General features: G+C 66.5%; 16 protein-coding genes, 2 tRNA genes and 1 pseudogene. 12 read left to right on the forward strand and 7 right to left on the reverse strand.

Going from position 1 to position 20,882, the window contains the following annotated elements:
- Positions 1 to 427: 427 nt before the first annotated feature.
- From dnaA to NM962_17550, 9 genes are all read left to right on the forward strand, one after another.
- Positions 428 to 1,897, forward strand: coding sequence for a chromosomal replication initiator protein DnaA (gene dnaA, locus NM962_17510; protein UVO11717.1), 1,470 nt, complete (start codon positions 428 to 430; stop codon positions 1,895 to 1,897).
- Positions 1,898 to 2,430: 533 nt separating this feature from the next.
- Positions 2,431 to 3,627: a DNA polymerase III subunit beta gene (gene dnaN / locus NM962_17515; GenBank protein UVO11718.1), complete on the forward strand. Its 1,197-nt coding sequence runs from the start codon at positions 2,431 to 2,433 to the stop codon at positions 3,625 to 3,627.
- Positions 3,628 to 3,666: 39 nt separating this feature from the next.
- A complete protein-coding gene (recF, locus tag NM962_17520) occupies positions 3,667 to 4,827 on the forward strand; it encodes a DNA replication/repair protein RecF (protein UVO11719.1) in 1,161 nt (386 codons plus the stop codon).
- Positions 4,828 to 4,895: 68 nt separating this feature from the next.
- On the forward strand, positions 4,896 to 5,402 hold the full coding sequence (locus NM962_17525; GenBank protein UVO14804.1) for a DUF721 family protein: 507 nt from the start codon (positions 4,896 to 4,898) through the stop codon (positions 5,400 to 5,402).
- Between the two features lie 199 nt (positions 5,403 to 5,601).
- Entirely contained in the window at positions 5,602 to 7,653 is a 2,052-nt protein-coding gene (gene gyrB / locus NM962_17530; GenBank protein UVO14805.1) for a DNA topoisomerase (ATP-hydrolyzing) subunit B, read from the forward strand.
- A 56-nt stretch (positions 7,654 to 7,709) separates the two neighbouring features.
- Positions 7,710 to 10,205 carry a DNA gyrase subunit A gene (gene gyrA / locus NM962_17535; protein UVO11720.1) on the forward strand — a complete coding sequence of 832 codons (2,496 nt, stop codon included), beginning with the start codon at positions 7,710 to 7,712 and terminating at the stop codon, positions 10,203 to 10,205.
- A 56-nt stretch (positions 10,206 to 10,261) separates the two neighbouring features.
- On the forward strand, positions 10,262 to 11,098 hold the full coding sequence (locus tag NM962_17540) for a DUF3566 domain-containing protein (GenBank protein ID UVO11721.1): 837 nt from the start codon (positions 10,262 to 10,264) through the stop codon (positions 11,096 to 11,098).
- A 73-nt stretch (positions 11,099 to 11,171) separates the two neighbouring features.
- A tRNA-Ile gene (locus NM962_17545) sits at positions 11,172 to 11,245 on the forward strand.
- Between the two features lie 12 nt (positions 11,246 to 11,257).
- Positions 11,258 to 11,330: transfer RNA gene (locus tag NM962_17550), tRNA-Ala, on the forward strand.
- Positions 11,331 to 11,361: 31 nt separating this feature from the next.
- Here the strand turns inward: NM962_17550 and cwsA are convergent.
- A complete protein-coding gene (gene cwsA / locus NM962_17555) occupies positions 11,362 to 11,787 on the reverse strand; it encodes a cell wall synthesis protein CwsA (protein UVO11722.1) in 426 nt (141 codons plus the stop codon).
- Between the two features lie 57 nt (positions 11,788 to 11,844).
- Here cwsA and NM962_17560 point away from each other — a divergent pair, with 57 nt between their 5' ends.
- Positions 11,845 to 12,375: a peptidylprolyl isomerase gene (locus NM962_17560; protein ID UVO11723.1), complete on the forward strand. Its 531-nt coding sequence runs from the start codon at positions 11,845 to 11,847 to the stop codon at positions 12,373 to 12,375.
- A 21-nt stretch (positions 12,376 to 12,396) separates the two neighbouring features.
- On the opposite strand, the gene NM962_17565 is transcribed toward NM962_17560, so the two are convergent.
- Complete coding sequence (locus tag NM962_17565) at positions 12,397 to 12,828, reverse strand: PH domain-containing protein (protein ID UVO11724.1); 432 nt, start codon at positions 12,826 to 12,828, stop codon at positions 12,397 to 12,399.
- A gap of 141 nt (positions 12,829 to 12,969) precedes the next feature.
- On the reverse strand, positions 12,970 to 13,254 hold the full coding sequence (crgA, locus tag NM962_17570) for a cell division protein CrgA (protein ID UVO11725.1): 285 nt from the start codon (positions 13,252 to 13,254) through the stop codon (positions 12,970 to 12,972).
- Positions 13,255 to 13,346: 92 nt separating this feature from the next.
- Between crgA and NM962_17575 the strand changes: the two genes are divergently transcribed.
- Both NM962_17575 and NM962_17580 read left to right on the forward strand, forming a co-directional pair.
- Positions 13,347 to 14,108, forward strand: a complete 762-nt coding sequence (locus NM962_17575; GenBank protein UVO11726.1) for a DUF881 domain-containing protein — start codon at positions 13,347 to 13,349, stop codon at positions 14,106 to 14,108.
- Between the two features lie 45 nt (positions 14,109 to 14,153).
- The gene (locus NM962_17580) at positions 14,154 to 14,834 is read left to right on the forward strand and encodes an aminodeoxychorismate/anthranilate synthase component II (protein ID UVO11727.1); all 681 of its coding nucleotides are present in this window, start codon (positions 14,154 to 14,156) and stop codon (positions 14,832 to 14,834) included.
- Positions 14,835 to 14,852: 18 nt separating this feature from the next.
- On the opposite strand, the gene pknB is transcribed toward NM962_17580, so the two are convergent.
- The 4 genes and pseudogenes from pknB to NM962_17600 all read right to left on the reverse strand — a co-directional run bounded on the left by pknB (position 14,853) and on the right by NM962_17600 (position 20,843).
- Positions 14,853 to 16,727, reverse strand: coding sequence for a Stk1 family PASTA domain-containing Ser/Thr kinase (gene pknB, locus NM962_17585; protein ID UVO14806.1), 1,875 nt, complete (start codon positions 16,725 to 16,727; stop codon positions 14,853 to 14,855).
- 41 nt (positions 16,728 to 16,768) lie between these two features.
- Positions 16,769 to 17,959 (reverse strand): annotated as a pseudogene (locus NM962_17590) (protein kinase).
- Positions 17,956 to 19,437, reverse strand: a complete 1,482-nt coding sequence (pbpA, locus tag NM962_17595) for a D,D-transpeptidase PbpA (GenBank protein UVO11728.1) — start codon at positions 19,435 to 19,437, stop codon at positions 17,956 to 17,958. Before pbpA ends, NM962_17590 begins: the two are co-directional and overlap by 4 nt.
- The gene (locus NM962_17600; protein ID UVO11729.1) at positions 19,434 to 20,843 is read right to left on the reverse strand and encodes an FtsW/RodA/SpoVE family cell cycle protein; all 1,410 of its coding nucleotides are present in this window, start codon (positions 20,841 to 20,843) and stop codon (positions 19,434 to 19,436) included. The genes pbpA and NM962_17600 overlap by 4 nt, the downstream gene beginning before the upstream one ends.
- Between the last annotated feature and the right edge of the window lie 39 nt (positions 20,844 to 20,882).

Raw genomic sequence — 20,882 nt, forward strand, 5'->3', positions numbered from 1 at the left:
GCACGTTCGCCGGGTCAAACCCCGGTGTCGTTGCCGTACTGCACCATGCTCGCCGGCCTCCGATATCGACCCAGTATTCACACTGGTCACACCCGTATCGATTGCTCTAACGACCTTCGTTTTCATTCGATTCATCTCGGTGAAATGAGTAGTCGTCTACGCGGAAACCTGTTAACTTGCTTGCCAGCGCCGTTTCGGAACCGGAGCGGTTCTCGACCACGAACCGAAGATCACGAAGCGGCTGGCGCTTCAGATATAGCGTCTTTTGTCTGGAGTATCCGTTGCTGAGCAACCGGCCCAGAGGGCCTCACCGCGGAATGCGCACCTCATCCACACCTGTGGATAAGTGTGTGGATAGCATGTCCCTGTACGGCATCCTGGCACCGCGGTGCCAGGCCAGACGGCGTCGAACCAGGGGGATGGGGCTGTGAGTGAGGACCCCGGCACTGCGTTCCTCAGTCTCTGGGACGAGGTAGTCGCCGAACTCAACGGTGAATCCCCGCCAACCAACGGCGCGGCGCCAACTTTGACTCCCCAGCAGAAGGCCTGGCTGAAGCTGGTCCACCCGCTGGCCATCGTCGAGGGCTTCGCGCTGCTGGCCGTTCCGAGCAGCTTCGTCCAAAACGAGATAGAACGGCATCTGCGGACCCAGATCACTGATGCACTCAGCCGACGCCTCGGTCACGCCATCGAACTCGGGGTTCGGATCTCGCCGCAACCCGTTGAGGACCAACCCAGCACGTCCAGCACCGACAACGCTGTAGAGGTGCGCCCCGACGAAGAAGACGACGACACCACCGACGTCGAATACGACTGGCCCAACTACTTCACCGAACGGCCCAGTGAGGACTCGCCTACCGCCGACGGCGCGAGCCTCAACCGGCGCTACACCTTCGACACCTTCGTCATTGGCACTTCCAACCGGTTCGCCCACGCCGCCGCACTGGCCATCGCCGAAGCACCGGCCCGCGCTTACAACCCCCTGTTCATCTGGGGTGAATCCGGTCTGGGTAAGACTCACCTGTTGCACGCGGCCGGCAACTACACCCAGCGGCTCTTCCCCGGGATGCGTGTCAAGTACGTCTCCACCGAAGAGTTCACCAACGACTTCATCAACTCTCTTCGCGACGACCGCAAGGTGGCGTTCAAGCGCAGCTACCGCGATATCGATGTCCTACTGGTCGATGACATCCAATTCATCGAGGGCAAAGAAGGTATCCAGGAAGAGTTCTTCCATACCTTCAACACGCTGCACAACGCCAACAAGCAGATCGTGATCACATCCGACCGGGCACCGAAACAGCTTGCCACCCTTGAAGATCGGCTGCGCACCCGTTTCGAGTGGGGCTTGATCACCGATGTCCAGCCGCCGGACCTGGAGACCCGGATCGCCATTTTGCGCAAGAAGGCGCAGATGGATCGTCTCGACGTCCCCGGCGACGTGCTCGAACTCATCGCCACCAGCATCGAACGCAACATCCGCGAACTCGAGGGTGCGCTGATCCGCGTCACCGCATTCGCCTCGCTCAACAAAACCCCGATCGACCGAGCGTTGGCCGAGATTGTGCTGCGTGACCTAATCGCCGACGCCAGCACCATGCAGATCAGCGCCGCGATCATCATGGCTGTCATCGCCGAATACTTCGACACCTCCGTCGAGGAATTACGCGGGCCCGGCAAGACCCGCCCGCTGGCGCAGTCCCGCCAGATCGCCATGTATCTGTGCCGGGAGCTGACCGATCTGTCACTGCCCAAGATCGGCCAGGCATTCGGCCGCGACCACACCACGGTGATGTACGCCGAGCGCAAGATCCGCGGGGAGATGGCCGAGCGTCGTGAGGTCTTCGATCAAGTCAAAGAGCTCACCACCCGGATCCGGCAGCGCGCCAAGCGCTGATTCCCGGCTTTGTAGTCCGCGTTCTTACGAAAAACTTTGGACCCACTCGTACCACCCGTCACGGTCAAGCCCTGTGGATACCGCTGCGGACAACCTGTCCACGATCCGATAACGAACCATCAGTCGATCCACACCGGCTGCTTCATACACAGCCGTGTCGGCCGGCCCGGGCGTGTCATTCACTGCTGTTCCCCAACGCCGTGCCCCCGCTCAGCAGCGACGATGCCACGCTGTGCCCAGCATCCACAGGACTTACTACTAATACTGGGAGTTATCCCTCGATTCTCTTTAAAAACAGGTCGTTGGGGATTCGGGTCAACCCGGCCTGTTCACAACCGGCCCGCCGCGTCCGCGGCCAAGGCCATGCTGAGCCGCCCGGTGTCGAGGTTTAACTTTCAAGAAGGCCGTCCAGGCTCTACGGTTGGTGACCGACCGCTCTTACACTTCGGCGTGGGGCGTTACACGGCCGCGGGTGGGGGTGTTCACCAGTCGCCGCAGGGTAGAGCTCGATATCGGGGTGACGAGAGGACGTTATGGACGCGGCGACCACGAACGCGGGTCTGACCGACTTGAAGTTCCGCCTGGACCGGGATGACTTCGCTGACGCGGTGGCGTGGGTGGCGAAGTCCCTGCCGGCCCGGCCTACGGTGCCACTGTTGGCCGGTGTGCTGCTGACGGGTTCCGACAACGGTCTGACCGTGTCCGGATTCGATTACGAAGTCTCCGCCGAAGTTCAGCTTGCAGCTGAGATCGCTTCTCCTGGAAGTGTTTTGGTATCGGGTCGACTGCTCTCGGATATCACCAGGGCGCTGCCGGCCAAGCCGGTCGAAGTCCAGGTCGAGTCCACCCGGGTCTCCTTGACCTGTGGGAATGCACGATTCTCGCTGCCGACCATGACGGTCGAGGACTACCCCACCCTGCCGACGCTGCCCGACGAAACCGGCGTGCTGTCCTCAGATGTGTTCGCCGAGGCCATCAGCCAGGTAGCCGTGGCCGCCGGCCGCGACGACACGCTGCCCATGTTGACCGGTATACGCGTCGAAATCTCTGGCAACACAGTGGTTTTGGCCGCCACCGACCGTTTCCGACTGGCCGTTCGAGAGTTGAGTTGGTCTGCCGCACCAGGTACCGAAGCGGCGGTCTTGGTCCCGGCGAAGACCCTTGCCGAAGCGGCCAAGGCCAGCAGCGATGGCAACGAGGTGCATCTGGCTCTGGGCGCCGGCGCTTCGGTCGGCAACGAGGGCCTGCTGGGTATTACCAGCGCGGGCAAGCGCAGCACCACTCGACTGTTGGATGCCGAGTTCCCGAAATTCCGGCAGCTGCTGCCCAGCGAGCATCTTGCTGTCGCCACCATCGGTGTCGCTGAGCTCACCGAGGCGATCAAGCGTGTGGCATTGGTGGCCGATCGGGGCGCCCAGGTGCGCATGGAGTTGTCGGAGGGCACCCTGCGACTGTCGGCCGGGGCGGAAGACGTCGGTCGTGCCGAGGAAGATCTGCCGATCGACTTCGTCGGTGAACCGTTGACCATCGCGTTCAACCCGACCTACCTCACGGACGGGTTGGGATCGCTGCACAGCGAGAAGGTGTCGATGGGTTTCACGGATCCGAAGAAGCCGGCGGTGCTGCGCCCGGCCAGTGCGGAAGATCCCGCGCTGATCGGTGATGGTCCGTTCCCCGCGGTGCCGTCGGATTACGTCTACCTGTTGATGCCGGTTCGCCTGCCCGGCTAATCAGCGCGGACAGCGACGACGGGAGGGGTTGGGTTCTCGGTGTATGTCCGCCACGTGGGCCTGCGGGATTTCCGGTCCTGGGCGCACGTCGATCTGGAACTGGAACCGGGCGCGACGGTGCTGGTCGGACCGAACGGCTTTGGCAAGACCAACCTTGTTGAAGCACTGTGGTATTCGTCCACTTTGGCATCCCACCGGGTGGCCACGGACGCGCCACTGATTCGATCGGGTGCCACCCGCGCCGTGGTGTCGACAATCGTGGTGAACGAGGGCCGCGAACTCGCTGTCGATCTGGAGATCGCCGTAGGTCGGGCCAACAAGGTGCGGCTCAACCGCGCGCCGGTGCGGCACGCCCGCGAAGTCGTCGGGGTGCTGCGCGCGGTGTTGTTCGCCCCCGAAGACCTGGCGCTGGTGCGCGGGGATCCCGGCGAGCGCCGCCGTTACCTCGACGAATTGGCCAGCGTGCGCCGTCCGCGGATCGCCGGGGTGCGCGCCGATTACGCTCACGTGCTACGACAGCGCACCGCGCTGCTCAAAAGTGCCCCGGGCGCACTGCACCGCGGTGATCGAGCGGTGCTGGACACCCTCGACGTGTGGGATTCCCAATTGGCGCTGCACGGTGCGGAGTTGATGGCCGCCCGAATCGATCTGGTCAACCAGTTGGCCCCGGAAGTCGAAAAGGCCTATCAACTGCTGGCACCCGGCACCAGAACCGCAGCCGTGGCCTATCGGCCGAAACTCGAGATCCCCGTCGGTGCCGAGAACCAGTGCGCGGTCGAACTGCAAGAAGCTCTGCTCGCGGAGTTGGCGCGCCGCCGCAGTGCGGAACTAGAGCGCGGTGTGTGCCTGGTCGGTCCACATCGCGACGAACTGGAGTTGCGACTAGGCGACCGACCGGTGAAAGGCTTTGCCAGCCATGGTGAGTCATGGTCGATGGCCTTGGCCTTGCGGCTGGCTTCCTACGAACTACTCCGCAGTGAAGGCGCCGAGCCGGTGCTGTTACTCGACGACGTGTTCGCCGAATTGGACGCTGCCCGGCGCCGCGCCCTGGCCGGCGTGGCCGCATCCGCAGAGCAGGTCCTGATCACCGCCGCGGTCGCTGACGACATTCCCGCGGACTGGGAGGCCCGCCAGATTCGCATCGCCGTCACGGAAGGCGACGAGGGCCGGGTGTCGGAATTGATCGGCGGTGCTTCGTGACCGACGTCGGCGAGCCGCAAGACGAGCCGGCGCCGCAGCCGCCCGCGCACTTGGCCGGGCTGACCGGCATGGATCTTGTCCGCCGGACGCTGGCCGAAGCCCGCGAAGCGGCCCGCAGCCAGGGCAAAGATGTCGGGCAGGGACGCCGGGCGCCGCTGCGTCGCCGTACCCCGGGTACCGGTGGTGGTCGGCGCAGCTGGTCGGGGCCGGGACCGGATCGCCGGGATCCCCAGAGCCTGGGCGCGGCAACTCGCGATCTTGCGCAATCCCGGGGTTGGTCCGCCCAGGTGGCCGAGGGCACGGTGTTGGGTCAGTGGCGCTCAGTCGTCGGTGACGACATCGCCTCGCACGCAACTCCAACCCGGCTTTCCGAAGGGGTGCTTAGCGTCGCGGCCGAATCGACGGCCTGGGCGACGCAGTTGCGCCTGGTCCAGGCCCAATTGCTGGCCAAAATCGCCGCCGCCGTCGGTGACGGTGTGGTCAAGACGCTGAAGATAACCGGGCCTACGGCCCCGTCCTGGCGCAAAGGGCCGCTACACGTCTCCGGTCGGGGCCCGCGCGACACCTACGGTTGAGCCGCCACCGGAATCTGGCGGCTGTGTGGCGCTACGAGCAAAAAAATCGCTCCGGCCAGCGGCCGGACACGAGGTAAACCGCGATATCGACGCCACGGCGCAATCAGCTAGGCAGAAACACCCGAAGAAAATACTCGCCGTCGGGACCCCAAGGTAGACTTGCTCAGTATCCCGCGCATGCACTCACGTGATGCGTCGAATGCTGACTTGCGAACCTGAGGAGAGCTCCCCGACCGTGGCTGCCCAAAACAAATATGGTGCCGATTCGATCAAGGTTCTCGAAGGCCTCGAAGCAGTTCGAAAAAGACCCGGTATGTACATCGGCTCCACCGGTGAACGCGGCCTACACCACCTGATCTGGGAGGTTGTCGACAACGCCGTCGACGAGGCCATGGCCGGATTCGCCTCAAAGGTGACCGTCCGCATCCTTGAAGACGGTGGCGTCGAAGTCACCGATGACGGCCGAGGCATCCCGGTGGCCATGCACGCCACCGGTGTACCGACCGTGGACGTCGTCATGACCGTGCTGCATGCCGGCGGAAAGTTCGAGGAAGGCGCCTACAGCGTCTCCGGTGGCCTGCACGGCGTCGGCGTCTCGGTGGTCAACGCACTGTCGACCCGCCTGGAAGCCGACATCTTCCGTGATGGTTACGAGTGGTTCCAGACCTACGACAAGTCGGTTCCGGGAACCCTGCGCAAGGGCGAGAAGAGCAAGAAGACCGGCACCACCATCCGGTTCTGGGCGGATCCGGACATCTTCGAAACCACTACCTACGACTTCGAGACCGTCGCACGCCGCCTGCAGGAGATGGCATTCCTCAACAAGGGCCTGACGATCGACCTGACCGACGAGCGCGTGCGGGTCGAAGAGGTCGTCGACGAGGTGGTCAGCGACACCGCCGAAGCACCCAAGTCCGCCGAGGAACAGGCAGCCGAGGCCGTTGCCCCGCACAAGGTCAAGCATCGTGTCTTCTGTTACCCGGGCGGCCTGCGTGATTTCGTTGCGCACATCAACCGCAGCAAGACCGCGATCCACCCGACCATCGTCGACTTCGACGGCAAGGGCACCGGACACGAAGTCGAGATCGCGCTGCAGTGGAACGGTGGTTACTCGGAGTCGGTGCACACCTTCGCCAACACCATCAACACCGCCGAGGGTGGCACCCACGAAGAGGGCTTCCGGTCGGCGTTGACCAGCGTCGTCAACAAATACGCCAAAGACAAGAAGCTGCTCAAGGACAAGGACCCCAACCTCACCGGCGACGACATCCGCGAGGGCTTGGCCGCGGTCATCTCGGTGAAGGTGTCGCAGCCGCAGTTCGAGGGTCAGACCAAGACCAAGCTGGGCAACACCGAGGTCAAGTCGTTTGTGCAAAAGGTCTGCAACGAACAACTCGGCCATTGGTTCGAGGCCAACCCCGCTGAAGCTAAGACCATCATCAACAAGGCGGTCTCCTCGGCACAGGCCCGGATGGCTGCCCGCAAGGCGCGAGAGTTAGTGCGGCGCAAGAGCGCAACGGATCTGGGCGGCCTGCCCGGAAAGCTTGCCGACTGCCGCTCGAATGACCCGAGTAAGTCCGAACTGTATGTGGTGGAGGGTGACTCAGCCGGCGGCTCGGCCAAGAGCGGCCGCGACTCGATGTTCCAGGCGATCCTGCCGCTGCGCGGCAAGATCATCAACGTCGAAAAGGCCCGCATCGACCGCGTCTTGAAGAACAACGAGGTCCAGGCGATCATCACCGCCCTGGGCACCGGCATTCACGACGAGTTCGACATCTCCAAGCTGCGCTATCACAAGATCGTGCTGATGGCCGACGCCGACGTCGACGGCCAGCACATCTCCACCCTGCTGCTGACCCTGTTGTTCCGTTTCATGCGGCCGCTGGTGGAGCACGGCCACGTGTTCTTGGCACAGCCTCCGCTGTACAAGCTCAAGTGGCAGCGCGGAAACGAAGCCGAGTTCGCCTACTCCGACCGCGAACGTGACGGTCTGCTCGAAGCCGGCAAGGCCGCCGGCAAGAAGATCAACATGGACGACGGCATCCAGCGATACAAGGGTCTCGGCGAGATGGACGCCAAGGAGCTGTGGGAGACCACGATGGACCCGAGCGTGCGGGTGCTCCGCCAGATCACGCTCGATGACGCCGCCGCGGCGGACGAGCTGTTCTCGATCCTGATGGGCGAGGACGTCGAGGCCCGCCGCAGCTTCATCACGCGTAACGCGAAAGACGTTCGCTTCCTGGATGTTTAGAGATAGTTCGCGACGTTTAGCGACATCTAACTGACTGCTGACTGAACGAGGAATAGATGACAGACACCACGCTGCCACCCGGAGACGACTCGGTGGACCGGATCGAACCGGTCGACATCCAGCAGGAGATGCAGCGCAGCTACATCGACTACGCCATGAGCGTGATCGTGGGCCGTGCCCTTCCCGAAGTGCGTGACGGCCTCAAGCCGGTACACCGCCGCGTGCTCTACGCGATGTATGACTCCGGATTCCGGCCCGACCGCAGCCACGCGAAGTCGGCACGGTCGGTTGCCGAAACGATGGGCAACTACCACCCGCACGGCGACGCCTCGATCTACGACACCCTGGTCCGGATGGCCCAGCCGTGGTCGCTGCGCTACCCGTTGGTCGACGGCCAGGGCAACTTCGGTTCGCCCGGCAACGACCCCGCCGCCGCCATGCGTTACACCGAGGCCCGCCTGACTCCGCTGGCCATGGAGATGCTGCGCGAAATCGACGAGGAAACAGTCGATTTCGTTCCGAACTACGACGGCCGGGTGCAGGAGCCGACGGTGCTGCCCAGCCGGTTCCCGAACCTACTGGCCAACGGTTCCGGCGGTATCGCGGTCGGTATGGCGACCAACATCCCGCCGCACAACCTGCGCGAGCTCGCCGAAGCGGTGTTCTGGTGCCTCGACAACCACGAGGCCGATGAAGAGACCACCCTGGAAGCGGTGATGGAACGGGTCAAGGGCCCGGACTTCCCCACCTCCGGACTGATCGTCGGCTCCCAAGGCATCAATGACGCCTACCGAACCGGGCGGGGTTCCATCCGGATGCGCGGTGTCGTTGAGATCGAGGAGGACTCGCGCGGGCGGGCCCTGCTGGTAATCACCGAGCTGCCGTACCAGGTCAACCACGACAACTTCATCACGTCGATCGCCGAGCAGGTGCGCGACGGAAAGTTGGTGGGAATCGCCAACATTGAAGACCAGAGCAGCGACCGAGTGGGACTGCGCATCGTCGTCGAGATCAAGCGCGACGCGGTGGCCAAGGTAGTGCTGAACAACCTCTACAAGCACACCCAGCTGCAGACCAGCTTCGGCGCCAACATGCTCTCGATCGTCGACGGGGTGCCGCGCACCCTGCGGCTGGATCAGATGATCCGCTACTACGTGGCGCACCAGCTGGATGTCATTGTTCGGCGTACCCGCTACCGGCTCCGTAAGGCGGAGGAGCGCGCCCACATCCTGCGCGGTCTGGTCAAGGCGCTCGATGCGCTCGACGAGGTGATCGCCCTGATCCGGGCATCGCAGACCGTCGACATCGCTCGCCAGGGTCTGATCGAGCTGCTCGACATCGATGACATTCAGGCGCAAGCGATTTTGGACATGCAGCTGCGCCGGCTGGCCGCGTTGGAACGCCAGAAGATCATCGATGAATTGGCCAAGATCGAGGCGGAGATCGCCGACCTGAAGGACATCCTGGACAAGCCGGAACGGCAGCGCGCGATCGTGCACGACGAGCTGGCTGAGCTCGTCGAGAAGCACGGCGACGACCGGCGGACCCGGATCATCGCCGCCGACGGTGACGTCGCCGACGAGGACCTGATCGCCCGCGAGGACGTCGTCGTCACCATCACCGAGACCGGCTACGCCAAGCGCACCAAGACCGATCTGTACCGCAGCCAGAAGCGGGGCGGCAAGGGCGTACAGGGCGCGGGCCTCAAGCAGGACGACATCGTCGCCCACTTCTTCGTCTGCTCGACGCACGACTGGATCCTGTTCTTCACCACGCAGGGCCGGGTGTACCGAGCCAAGGCCTACGACCTGCCGGAGGCGTTGCGCACCGCACGCGGGCAGCACGTGGCGAACTTGCTGGCCTTCCAGCCCGAAGAGCGCATCGCTCAGGTCATCCAGATCAAGGGCTACGAGGACGCGCCGTATCTGGTGTTGGCCACCCGCAACGGACTGGTCAAGAAGTCCAAGCTGACCGACTTCGACTCGAACCGCTCCGGCGGCATCGTGGCGATCAACCTGCGCGATGGGGACGAGTTGGTGGGCGCGATGCTGTGTTCCGCCGAGGACGACCTGTTGCTGGTGTCGGCCCTCGGACAGTCCATCCGGTTCTCGGCGACCGACGAGGCGTTGCGGCCGATGGGCCGGGCCACCTCCGGGGTGCAGGGTATGCGGTTCAACGCCGAGGACTACCTGCTGTCGCTCAATGTGGTCCGCGAGGGCACCTACCTGCTGGTGGCCACCTCCGGTGGGTATGCCAAGCGGACCGCGATCGAGGAGTACACCACGCAGGGTCGTGGTGGTAAGGGCATTCTGACCGTCCAGTACGACAAACGCCGAGGCCGGCTGGTCGGGGCGCTGATCGTCGACGACGAGAGCGAGCTCTACGCGATCACCTCCGGCGGCGGCGTGATTCGCACCGCGGCACGGCAGGTTCGTAAGGCCGGACGGCAGACCAAGGGCGTTCGGTTGATGAACTTGGGCGATGGCGACACACTGATAGCGATTGCGCGGAACGCAGACGAAGAGGCGGCCGACGAAGACGCGGGTAGCTAAATCCGACGTCAGACCCGGCCGCGGCGCGGTGGGGATACGCAGGTAAGGAGTCGTGGGTGAGCGCACCGAACGAGCCGGGGCACCCGGGCAACGGGGGCAAGGCGGAACCGGCCGGAAACGGTCCGGCCGACCCGAGTCAGCGGCCCGCGGGCCGTCCCGGACGGATCACCGAGACCGGGGAAGCCCCGCCGTGGCAACGCGGCGGCCAGGCCCGCCCGCCGGCCCCGGCCCGGCCGGCAGACGCCGGCGCGCACTCCCCCGGCGTTGACGAGCGGATACGCCGGTTCGTGTCCGGTACGGCTGCCCCGACAGCGCCTCCCGCGCCCGGCGCGCCGCCGCCGGCCCCGGCCAAGCCCCCGGCTGCGGCCAAGCCCGCCAAGCCGGCACCTCAACCGGCCAAGCCGGCCGCCAAGGTCGCGCCACCGGTGAAGCCCGCCCAGCCCGACGACGCCTACGCCAGCGAGCTGCCGGATCTGTCGGAGCCGCCGCAGCGGCGGTCTCCGGCCCGCCGCCCGCAGGTATCGGCCGGCACGCGCGGGCCGCTGCGCGCCAGCATGCAGATTCGCCGGATCGATCCCTGGAGCGCGCTCAAGGTGTCGTTGCTGCTGTCGACGGCGCTGTTCTTCGTCTGGATGATGGCGGTGGCCGTGCTGTATGTCGCTTTGGGCGCGATGGGCGTGTGGAGCAAGCTGAACAGCAACGTGGGTGACCTGTTGACCAACAACAGTGCCGCCGAACTGGTTTCGGCCGGTTCGATTTTCGGCGGCGCCGCCTTGATCGGGCTGGTGAATGTCGTGGTGCTGACCGCCATGTCCACCCTGGGCGTGGTGATCTACAACCTCAGCACCGATGTGGTCGGCGGCGTGGAGGTAACCCTGGCCGACCGGGACTGACGGGCCGGGCGTTCAAGGCATTTTGGTGAGCGGGCACCCAGTGCGGTAATCTCGCTCGGTCGCAGACGACTACGGGCCTATAGCTCAGGCGGTTAGAGCGCTTCGCTGATAACGAAGAGGTCGGAGGTTCGAGTCCTCCTAGGCCCACGAGTCCCACCAGGGGCCTTAGCTCAGTTGGTAGAGCGCTGCCTTTGCAAGGCAGATGTCAGGAGTTCGAATCTCCTAGGCTCCACAACGCGACGGTGAAAGCGTCGCCCGGCGTACTAAATCTTGTGCTGTGCGTCCACGCTCGGTGGGCGTGGCGACGGCTCCTGCGGCCGGTTCGAGCGGCGGATCAACACCGCAACCACCCCGCCCGCCAGCAGCGCCGCACCGGCGGCCGCCACCAGCACCCAGGACCGGTGAACATGACGGCGGGGGGCGCTACCTTCCAACAGCTCCGGGAAGGCGGCAACGGCCTCCTGCGCGGCGGCCAACTCCCGGGCGGCGGCTTCGGCGGCTTCGGCGACTCGGTCGGACAGTTGGCTCTCCCGATAACGGCGACGCAATTCCACCGCCCCGCGGCGCACGGCGTCGCCACTGAGGCCCACGGCGCCACGCGCCACGTCCACCGGCCCGGCAGCGGTATGGGCCAGCCCCCGCGTCAGTCGCTCTCGGTGGGTCAGCGGGGTCTCGGTCGCCAGGCGCATGGCCCAACGCTACCCGTGACGCAGCCCACCACGCCGCGAATGGCAGACTGTGATGCCATGACCTCCAGCTCCATTGCCACCGCAACTGCCACGCTGCACACCAACCGCGGCGACATCAAGATCGCGCTGTTCGGCAACCACGCCCCCAAGACCGTCGCCAACTTCGTCGGTCTGTCCCAGGGCACCAAGGAGTACTCGACCACCAACGCCTCCGGCGGCTCGTCGGGCCCGTTCTACGACGGCGCGGTGTTCCACCGGGTGATCAACGGCTTCATGATCCAGGGCGGCGACCCGACCGGCACCGGCCGCGGCGGTCCCGGCTACAAGTTCGAGGACGAGTTCCACCCCGAGCTGGTGTTCGACAAGCCCTACCTGTTGGCGATGGCCAACGCCGGTCCCGGCACCAACGGTTCGCAGTTCTTCATCACCGTGGGCCAGACCCCGCACCTGAACCGCAAGCACACCATCTTCGGTGAGGTCGTGGACGCGGACTCGCAGGCCGTCGTGGACGCCATCGCCACCACCGCGACCGACCGCGCCGACCGGCCCACTGAGCCTGTCGTCATCGAGTCGATCACCGTCGCCTAAGCAGCGACACGCAGCTTGTTGTCAGCGGCCGGTGTAGCCGGCCGCTGAGAGCACCTTGAACACCTCGCGCGGGTCGGTTCCCAAATCCCACCGCGACAAGATCAGCAACTCGTCGTCGAGCGTCTCGATCTCCAGTAGCCGGTGCTTGCGTCCGATGCGCTGATACTCCGTGACCCGAAGCCGGGTGAGGCTGTCCGGGGCCAGCACTCGGGTGCGCCACCATCCGCGCACCGCCAGGCCCTCGAACGTCAGCGCAAGCTTGGGCCGAGCCCGCCAGGACAATCCGGCAAACACCACCAGGCCGACTCCGGCAATGCCGGCGAGAACACGTCCGGGCGTATCTGTGGCGACCGTCACAGCGCAGATAGCTAACACGGCCCCGATAACTGCGCAACTAGCGATTCCGCCGGCCGGCGGCGACCACTCCGTTTGTGCATGCCCGCCCTGAGTCATAGCGACCTGCGGGTTTCAAAGTTATCTACAGGAGTTGTCCACAGTGGGGATAAATCACATCGATGTGATTGAGCAATTGCTTGGTTGCCTGGCTGGCATCGGCGGCGGCCCGTCATAACCGAAATACCGCGTCTGAGCAGCTCAGTGCCAGCGCATGGTGAGCAACAGCCCGGTGATCATGAAGGCAAACGCGATGGCGTAGTTCCACGGGCCCAGCTCAGCCATCCAGTTGAGCGCCGCGGGGGCGTCCAGCCCGGTGGCCCCCAGCTGATACACCATCAGCCACACCAGTCCGAGGAGCATCAGCCCCAAGAACAGTGCGACGAACCATGTGCTCGAGGGGCCGCCTTTGACCTTGACCGGGGTACGGCTCACCGACGAGGGGGTGAAGCTGGTGGTCTTCTTGCGAACCTTGGACTTGGGCATCGGTACCTCGGGAAAGTGCGCCGTGAAGCTGCGAGTATGGGTCGGTACGAGATTAGCCCAGCAGGACAACCCAGTGGAGAACGGGAGAGCCGATGGAGCAGAGGGGGCTGCCGTCTTCCGGCCGCCGCTCCCCGTGGCGGCTCGGAGTTCCGCTGGTCTGCCTACTGGCCGGCCTACTGCTGGCGGCCACGCACGGGGTCTCCGGCGGTAAAGAGATCCGGCGCGGCGACGCCCCCCGGCTGGTCGATCTGGTCCGCGCGACCCAGGCCACGGTGGAAGAACTCACCGCGCAACGGGACGTGTTGTTGGCCGGTGTGGGTTCCGTTCACGGCCGAGGCTCCGGGGTTGCCCTGTCGGCGATGCACAAACGCAGCGAGGAACTCACCGAGGCCGCGGGGCTGGAGGCGATGCACGGGCCGGGCCTGGTGGTAACACTCACCGATGCCCAGCGTGACGCCAACGGCCGGTTCCCCCGGGACGCCTCCCCCGACGACTTGGTGGTGCACCAACAGGACATCTCCGCCGTGCTCAACGCATTGTGGAGCGCCGGCGCCGAAGCGGTGCAGATGCAGGACCAGCGGATCACCGCAGCGTCGGCGCCGCGCTGCGTGGGCAACACCCTGCTCTTGGACGGCCGAACCTACAGCCCCCCGTATGTGGTGACCGCGATCGGTGACCCGGCCGCGATGCAGGCCGCCTTGGCCGCCGATCCCCTGATCACGCTGTACAAGCAGTACGTGATCCGGTTCGGCCTGGGCTACAGCGAGCAGGTCGGTACAGACCTGGTGGTTGCCGAGACGCCGGCTGTCGCCCGGATGCGCTATGCCGTGCCGGCGGGGCCGGTCGACTACTGACACCGATCCCCACGTCGCCATTAACACGGCGGTAGCCTGTTGGTCGTGCGGATCCTCGTCGTCGACAATTACGACAGCTTTGTGTTCAACCTGGTTCAGTATCTGGGCCAGTTGGGTGTGCAGGCTGCCGTCTGGCGTAACGACGACGCCCGCCTCGCCGACCCGGCCGCTGCGGTGGCCGACTTCGACGGGGTGCTGCTGAGCCCCGGACCGGGCACGCCCGAACGTGCCGGCGCCTCGATCGCCCTGGTCGGTGCGTGCGCGGCCGCGGGGATCCCCGTGCTGGGGGTCTGCCTGGGGCACCAGGCGATCGGCGTGGCCTTCGGCGGCACCGTGGGACGGGCGCCGGAGCTGCTGCACGGCAAGACCAGCACCGTCTTTCACTCCGATGCAGGCGTGCTCAAGGGTTTGCCGGATCCGTTCACGGCCACCCGCTACCACTCGTTGACGATCCTGCCTGAGACGCTGCCCCCTGTTCTGGAGGCGACGGCGCGCACCCGCGGCGGGGTGATCATGGCGGTACGGCACACCGAGCTGCCCATCCACGGGGTGCAGTTCCACCCGGAGTCCATCCTCACCGAGGGCGGTCACCGAATGCTGGCCAACTGGCTGGGTTATTGCGGCTACACGCGCGACCCCGAAGACCTCGAAGCCTTGGTGCGCCGGTTGGAGCAGGAAATCGCCGCGACGGTGCAGACCGCGCGCCCGCCCGCCCCGGTTCCGTAGGCGATCACTAGCGCCGAATTACTGGCCGAAGCGCAGCGTGATGTTGCCGTCGGTGTTCACACCCTGGCCGGCCGCCGGGCTCTGGTACAGCACCCGGTTGTGCCCGGACCCGCCGGCATCGACGTCGGCGCCCTTGACCAGCATCCCGGTCCAGCCCAGTGCCCGCAGCTGCGGTTCGGCGTCGGTCCAGAACATGCCGGCCAGATCCGGCATCACAAACTGGTTGCCCCGCGACACCCGCAGCTCGATCACCGCGTCCACGGGAACCGTCTCACCACTGGGCGGGCTGGTGGCGATCACTTCCCCGGCCGGCCGCGGACTGTCCACCGTCACCTCGGTGATCTTGGTGAAGCCGTAGACGGTCAGGTTCTTCTGCGCCAGATCCAGCGTCTGGCCGGTGACGTCGGGAACGGGCTTGGTGGCCGGGCCACTGCCGATCACGATGATGATCTCGTTGGTGACCGCCGTGGTCTGATTCGCCGGCGGGTTGGTGCCGATGACCTTGTCTTTGAGTTCCGGGGTGGACGGCGAGTTGACCTGCTTGAACTTGCCGAACCCGGCGGCGGTCAGCTTCTTGACCGCGTCGGCGTAGCTCAGGGTCGCGACGTCGGGAAGCTGGCGCTGCTCCGGCCCGTAGGACACGTCGACGGTGATCTTGTCGCCCTTGTTTGCCGGGGCGCCGGCGGGCGGGTCGGTGCCGATCACATGGTCGGGCGGGACGGTGGAGTCGGCGCGCTGCTCGGTGCGGGTCTTGAAGCCCTTGTTCTGTAGTTCGGCGATCGCGTCGACCGACGCACGGCCGCTGACGTCGGGAACCTGGATCTGGTGGGTGCGGCCGCCGAACGTGTTGATCGACACCGTGACGATGACGGTCAGTACGGCGAGCACGATCGCGGCGATCAGCCAGCGGCCCACCGAGCCCGGCCGCTCGTGGCCGAAGTCGAGTTCCTGGCGGGGCAACGGGTCGGTCTGCGCGCCGATACTGTCGCCGGCGCGCGGCGTCATGATCGAGGCACGGTCGGCCGCGGTGAGCACCCGGGGCGCTTCGGGCGTCTCCCCGTTGTGGACCCGCACCAGATCGGCACGCATCTCGGCGGCGGTCTGGTAGCGATTGTCCGGATTCTTCGCCAGCGCCTTGAGCACCACGGCGTCCAGATCGGCGGGCAGGCTCGGGAGCCGCTGAGACGGGGGCACCGGGTCTTCGCGGACGTGCTGGTAGGCCACCGCCACCGGCGAGTCGCCGACGAAAGGTGGGTCACCGGTGAGGATTTCGTATAGCACGCAGCCCAGCGAGTACACGTCGGAGCGGGCGTCGACGGTGTCGCCGCGAGCTTGTTCGGGCGAGAGGTACTGGGCGGTGCCGATCACGGCGGCGGTCTGGGTGACGCTGTTTCCGGCGTCGGCGACGGCACGCGCGATGCCGAAGTCCATGACCTTCACCGCGTTGTGCATGTCGATCATGATGTTGGCCGGCTTGACGTCGCGGTGGATGATGCCGTGCTGGTGGCTGAAGTTCAGTGCTTGGCAGGCGTCCGCGATCACCTCGATGGCGCGGATCGGCGGCATCGGGCCGTCGTTGTGCACGATGTCGCGCAGCGTGACGCCCTCGACGAGCTCCATCACGATGTAGGGCAGCGGACCGGCGGGGGTCTCGGCTTCACCGGTGTCGTAGACGGCGACGATCGCCGGGTGGTTCAAGGCAGCGGCGTTCTGCGCCTCCCGCCTGAAGCGCAGGTAGAAACTGGGGTCACGGGCCAGGTCGGCGCGCAGCACCTTCACGGCGACCTCCCGGTGCAGGCGGGTGTCGACGGCGCGGTGCACCTCCGACATCCCACCGAAGCCGAGGATCTCGCCGAGCTCGTAGCGGTCGGAGAGCCGCTGCGGCGTGGTCATCGCGACGTCCTGTGCCAGGTCCACCCCGACGAGTGCGCGGGTGGTGCCGCCGAAGACGATTCAGAGCTCGACGAGCTCGTCAGTGGCGCCCCGGTGTCGGTGACGGTGGCCGGCGCGAGTGAGCCGCCCGGGCTCTTGGCGTTGACCACGATCAGCACCGCGATGATGATTGCCAGCGTGCCGAGCACCCCGGCAGCCCACAGCAGCGCACGCTGCCCGGCGGTGAACGTGCGCCGCGGCGGGGGCGTGCGATGGGTGCCGGTGCTGGGCCGGGCCCGGCGCGCCGCGGTGGCCCGGGCCGACACGGGCGCCGGTGCAACGCGGGTGACGACACCCGACGGGATGGCCGACGGTGCGGCACGCCCGGCCGGCAGTGCCTGACTGGGTCGGGTGGGACGCCGCCCGGATCGCACCGCGGCCACCGCGTCGGCGAACGGGCCGCCGCTGCGGTAGCGCATCCCCGGGTTCTTGGCCAGCGTGATCTCGATCAGTTCACGCACGTTGGGCGGCAACTCGGCCGGCAGCGGCGGAGGTGGCTCCTTGATGTGCTTCATCGCGACGGTCAGCGCGCCGTCGCCGGTGAACGGTCGACGGCCGGACAGCACCTCGTAGCCGACCACACCCAGCGAGTAGACGTCACTGGCGGCGGTGGCGTCCTGGCCCAGGGCCTGTTCCGGGGCGATGTACTGGGCGGTGCCCATCACCATGCCGGTCTGGGTGACCGGGGCGGCGTCGACGGCCTTGGCGATGCCGAAGTCGGTGATCTTCACCTGGCCGGTGGGCGTGATCATGATGTTGCCGGGCTTGACGTCGCGGTGCACCAGCCCGGTGCTGTGCGCCACCTGCAGTGCGCGCCCGGTCTGCTCCAGCATGTCCAGGGCGTGCCGCAGCGACAATCGCCCGGTCCGCTTGAGCACCGAGTTCAGCGGTTCACCGTTGACCAGTTCCATCACCAGGAAAGCGGTGCGGCCTTCGCCGTCCAGCTCGGTCTCGCCATAGTCGTGCACGCTGGCGATACCCGGGTGGTTGAGCATCGCGGTGTTGCGGGCCTCGGCGCGGAACCGCTCGATGAACTCCGGGTCCGAGGAGAACTCCGGCTTGAGGACCTTGACCGCGACGCGCCGGCCCAGCCGATTGTCGACGGCCTCCCACACCTGGCCCATACCGCCGGTGGCGATGAGCCGCTGCAACCGATAACGCCCGGCCAGTGCCGCGCCGACCTGTGGACTCATGAGCGCCCCTGCAGGGCGGCTTGGATCACGGCGCGGCCGATCGGTGCCGCCAAGGCACCGCCGGTGGCGGCCAACCGGTCGCCACCGTCTTCGACCAGGACGGCAACGGCCACTTTCGGGGCGCTGGCCGGGGCAAAGGCGATGTACCACGCGTGCGGCGGGGTGTTCCGCGGATCGGGACCGTGTTCGGCGGTACCGGTCTTCGACGCGATCTGTACGCCCGGGATGGCCCCCTCCTGCTGGGTCATTCTTTCGGCGTCGATCATTAGTTCAGTTAGCTTAGCCGCGACCTGCGAGGACACTGCACGGCGCTGCTCGCGCGGTTGGGTGGTGGCGATGCCCGCCAGGTCCGGACCCTCCAGGCCGTCGACCAGATACGGCTGCATGGTCAGCCCGCCGTTGGCGATGGTCGCCGCGATAACCGCGTTCTTCAGCGGGGTGATGGCGACGTCCTTCTGGCCGATGCTGGTCATGCCGAGCGCGGCCGCGTCGCCGATCCGGCCGACGGTGGACTCCGCGACCTGCAGCGGCATCGGCTCGGGGGTGATATCCAGGCCGAACCCCTGGGCAGTGCTGCGCAGAGCGTCCACGCCGGTACGAATACCCAACTGGACGAAGGCGGTGTTGCAGGAACGCGCGAACGCCATCCGCAGCGGAACGGTCTGCTCGTTGCCGCCATCGCAGGTGCTGCCGCCGTAGTTCTCCAGCGTGACCGTGCTGTCGGGCAGCGCGATGCGCGCCGCGTTGGTCAGCGGCTCGTTCTCGCTGACGCCGGCCTGCAGCGCCGCCGCCGTCGTGATCACCTTGAACGTCGAACCCGGCGGGTAGGTCTCGCTGATGGCGCGGTTGGTCAGCGGCGAGGTGGGGTCGTCGCGCAGCTGTTGCCAGGCTTGACCCTGCTTGGCCGAATCGTGCGAGGACAGCAGGTTGGGGTCATACGACGGCGCTGACACCATCGCCAGGACCTTGCCGGTGGACGGCTCCAGGGCCACCACCGCACCACGGCAGCCGCCGGTGCAACCCTTCTGCATCGCCTCCCAGCCGGCTTGCTGCACCCGGGGCCGGATAGTGGTCTCCACGGTGCCGCCGCGCGGGCTGCGGCCGGTGAAGAAGTCGGCCAACCGCAGCCCGAACAGGCGCGGGTCGGACCCGTTGAGCACGGTGTCCTCGGCGCGCTCGAGGCCGCTGCTGGAGTACCGCAGCGAGTAGAACCCGGTGACCGGCGCATACACCGCCGGGTCGGGGTAGATGCGCTGGTATTTGATCCGGCCGTCGGTGGCGACCGAGTAGGCCAGCAGCTGGCCGGCGGCGGTGATCTGGCCGCGTTGCCGGGAGTATTCGTCGAGCAGCACCCGCTGGTTGCGCGGGTCGGCGCGCAGCCCGTCGGCGGCAAAGACCTGGGTCAGGGTGGCGTTGCCCAAGAGCAGCACGATCAGCGCCATCAGGGTCATCGTGACGCGGCGCAGGGAGGTATTCATACGCGCTCGATCACCGCCGTGCCGGTGTCGCCGATCGGAGTCGGGCGCACGGGATGGGTGCTCAGCGGTCGGCGGGCGGCGTGCGAGACGCGCAGCAGGATCGCCAGGAGCACATAGTTGGCCAGCAACGACGACCCGCCGTAGGACAGCCACGGGGTGGTGAGCCCGGTCAGCGGAATCAGCTTCGTCACCCCGCCGACCACGATGAACAGCTGAATGCCCAAGGTGGCGGCCAAGCCGGCGGCCAACAGCTTGCCGAAGCTGTCACGCACCGCGATCGCTGTCCGCATCCCACGCACGATCACGATGGTGTACAGAATCAGCACGCCGGCGAGCCCGACCAGGCCCAGCTCCTCGCCGAACGCCGCGATGATGAAGTCCGTCGACGCCGCGGGCACATAACCGGGCTGTCCGTTGCCCAACCCGGTGCCGAAGATGCCGCCGGTGGCGAAGCTGAACAGCGACTGCACCATCTGATAGCCGACGCCCTCCGGGTCGGCGAAGGGGTCCAGCCAAGTCTGCACCCGCACCCGGACGTGGCTGAACAGGAAGTAGGCGGCCACGCTGCCGGCGGCGAACAACAGCATGCCGATCACCATCCAGCTGAACCGGCGGGTGGCCAGGTACACCACCACCAGGAACGATGCGTACAGCAGCAGCGACGTGCCGAGGTCCTTCTCGAACGCCATGACTCCGACCGAGATCACCCAGGCGGCCAGCAGCGGCGCCAGGTCGCGGGGCCGGGGCAGGTTCATGCCCAGCACGTGCTTGCCGGCGCTGGTGAACAACCGGCGCTTGGACACCAGCACCGAGGCAAAGAAGATCAGCAACAAGATCTTGGAGAACTCGGCGGGCTGAATTGAGAAGCCCGGCAACCGGATCCAGATTTTCGCACCCTGGCGTTCGGACAGCGAGGCCGGCAGCAGGGCGGGGATCACCAGCAGCACCAGTCCGGCCAGGCCGCAAACGTAGCCGCTGCCGGAGAGTTGGCGATGGTCCTTGAGGGCCACCAGCACCAGGGCGAAGACCCCTACGCCGACCAGTGTCCACAGCATCTGCGCGCTGGCGCCGGGACGAGAGTCGGCGCCGTCGATTCCGACCCCGAGATCGATGCGGTGGATCATCACCAGCCCAAGGCCGTTGAGCAGGGCCACCACTGGCAGCAGCAGCGGGTCGGCATAACGTGCCGACCGCCGGATGACCAGGTGCGCGAAGCTGAACAGCACCAGAAACGCGACCCCGTAACCGACCAGGTCGGGGCGCAGGCCCTGCTCGTGACCGGCCTCGACGATCAGCATCGCCACCGCGATGATCATGGCGGCGAAGCACAGCAGCAGCAGTTCGGCGTTACGTCGATCCGGCAGCGCCGGGGTCAGCGTCACCGGCGGCTGCGGCGCCGTGCTCACTTCCTCATCGCTCCGCACGCTCCGCTCTGCATCGTCGCC

This window comes from Mycobacterium sp. SVM_VP21 (assembly GCA_024758765.1).
Taxonomy (GTDB): Bacteria; Actinomycetota; Actinomycetes; order Mycobacteriales; family Mycobacteriaceae; genus Mycobacterium; species Mycobacterium heraklionense_C.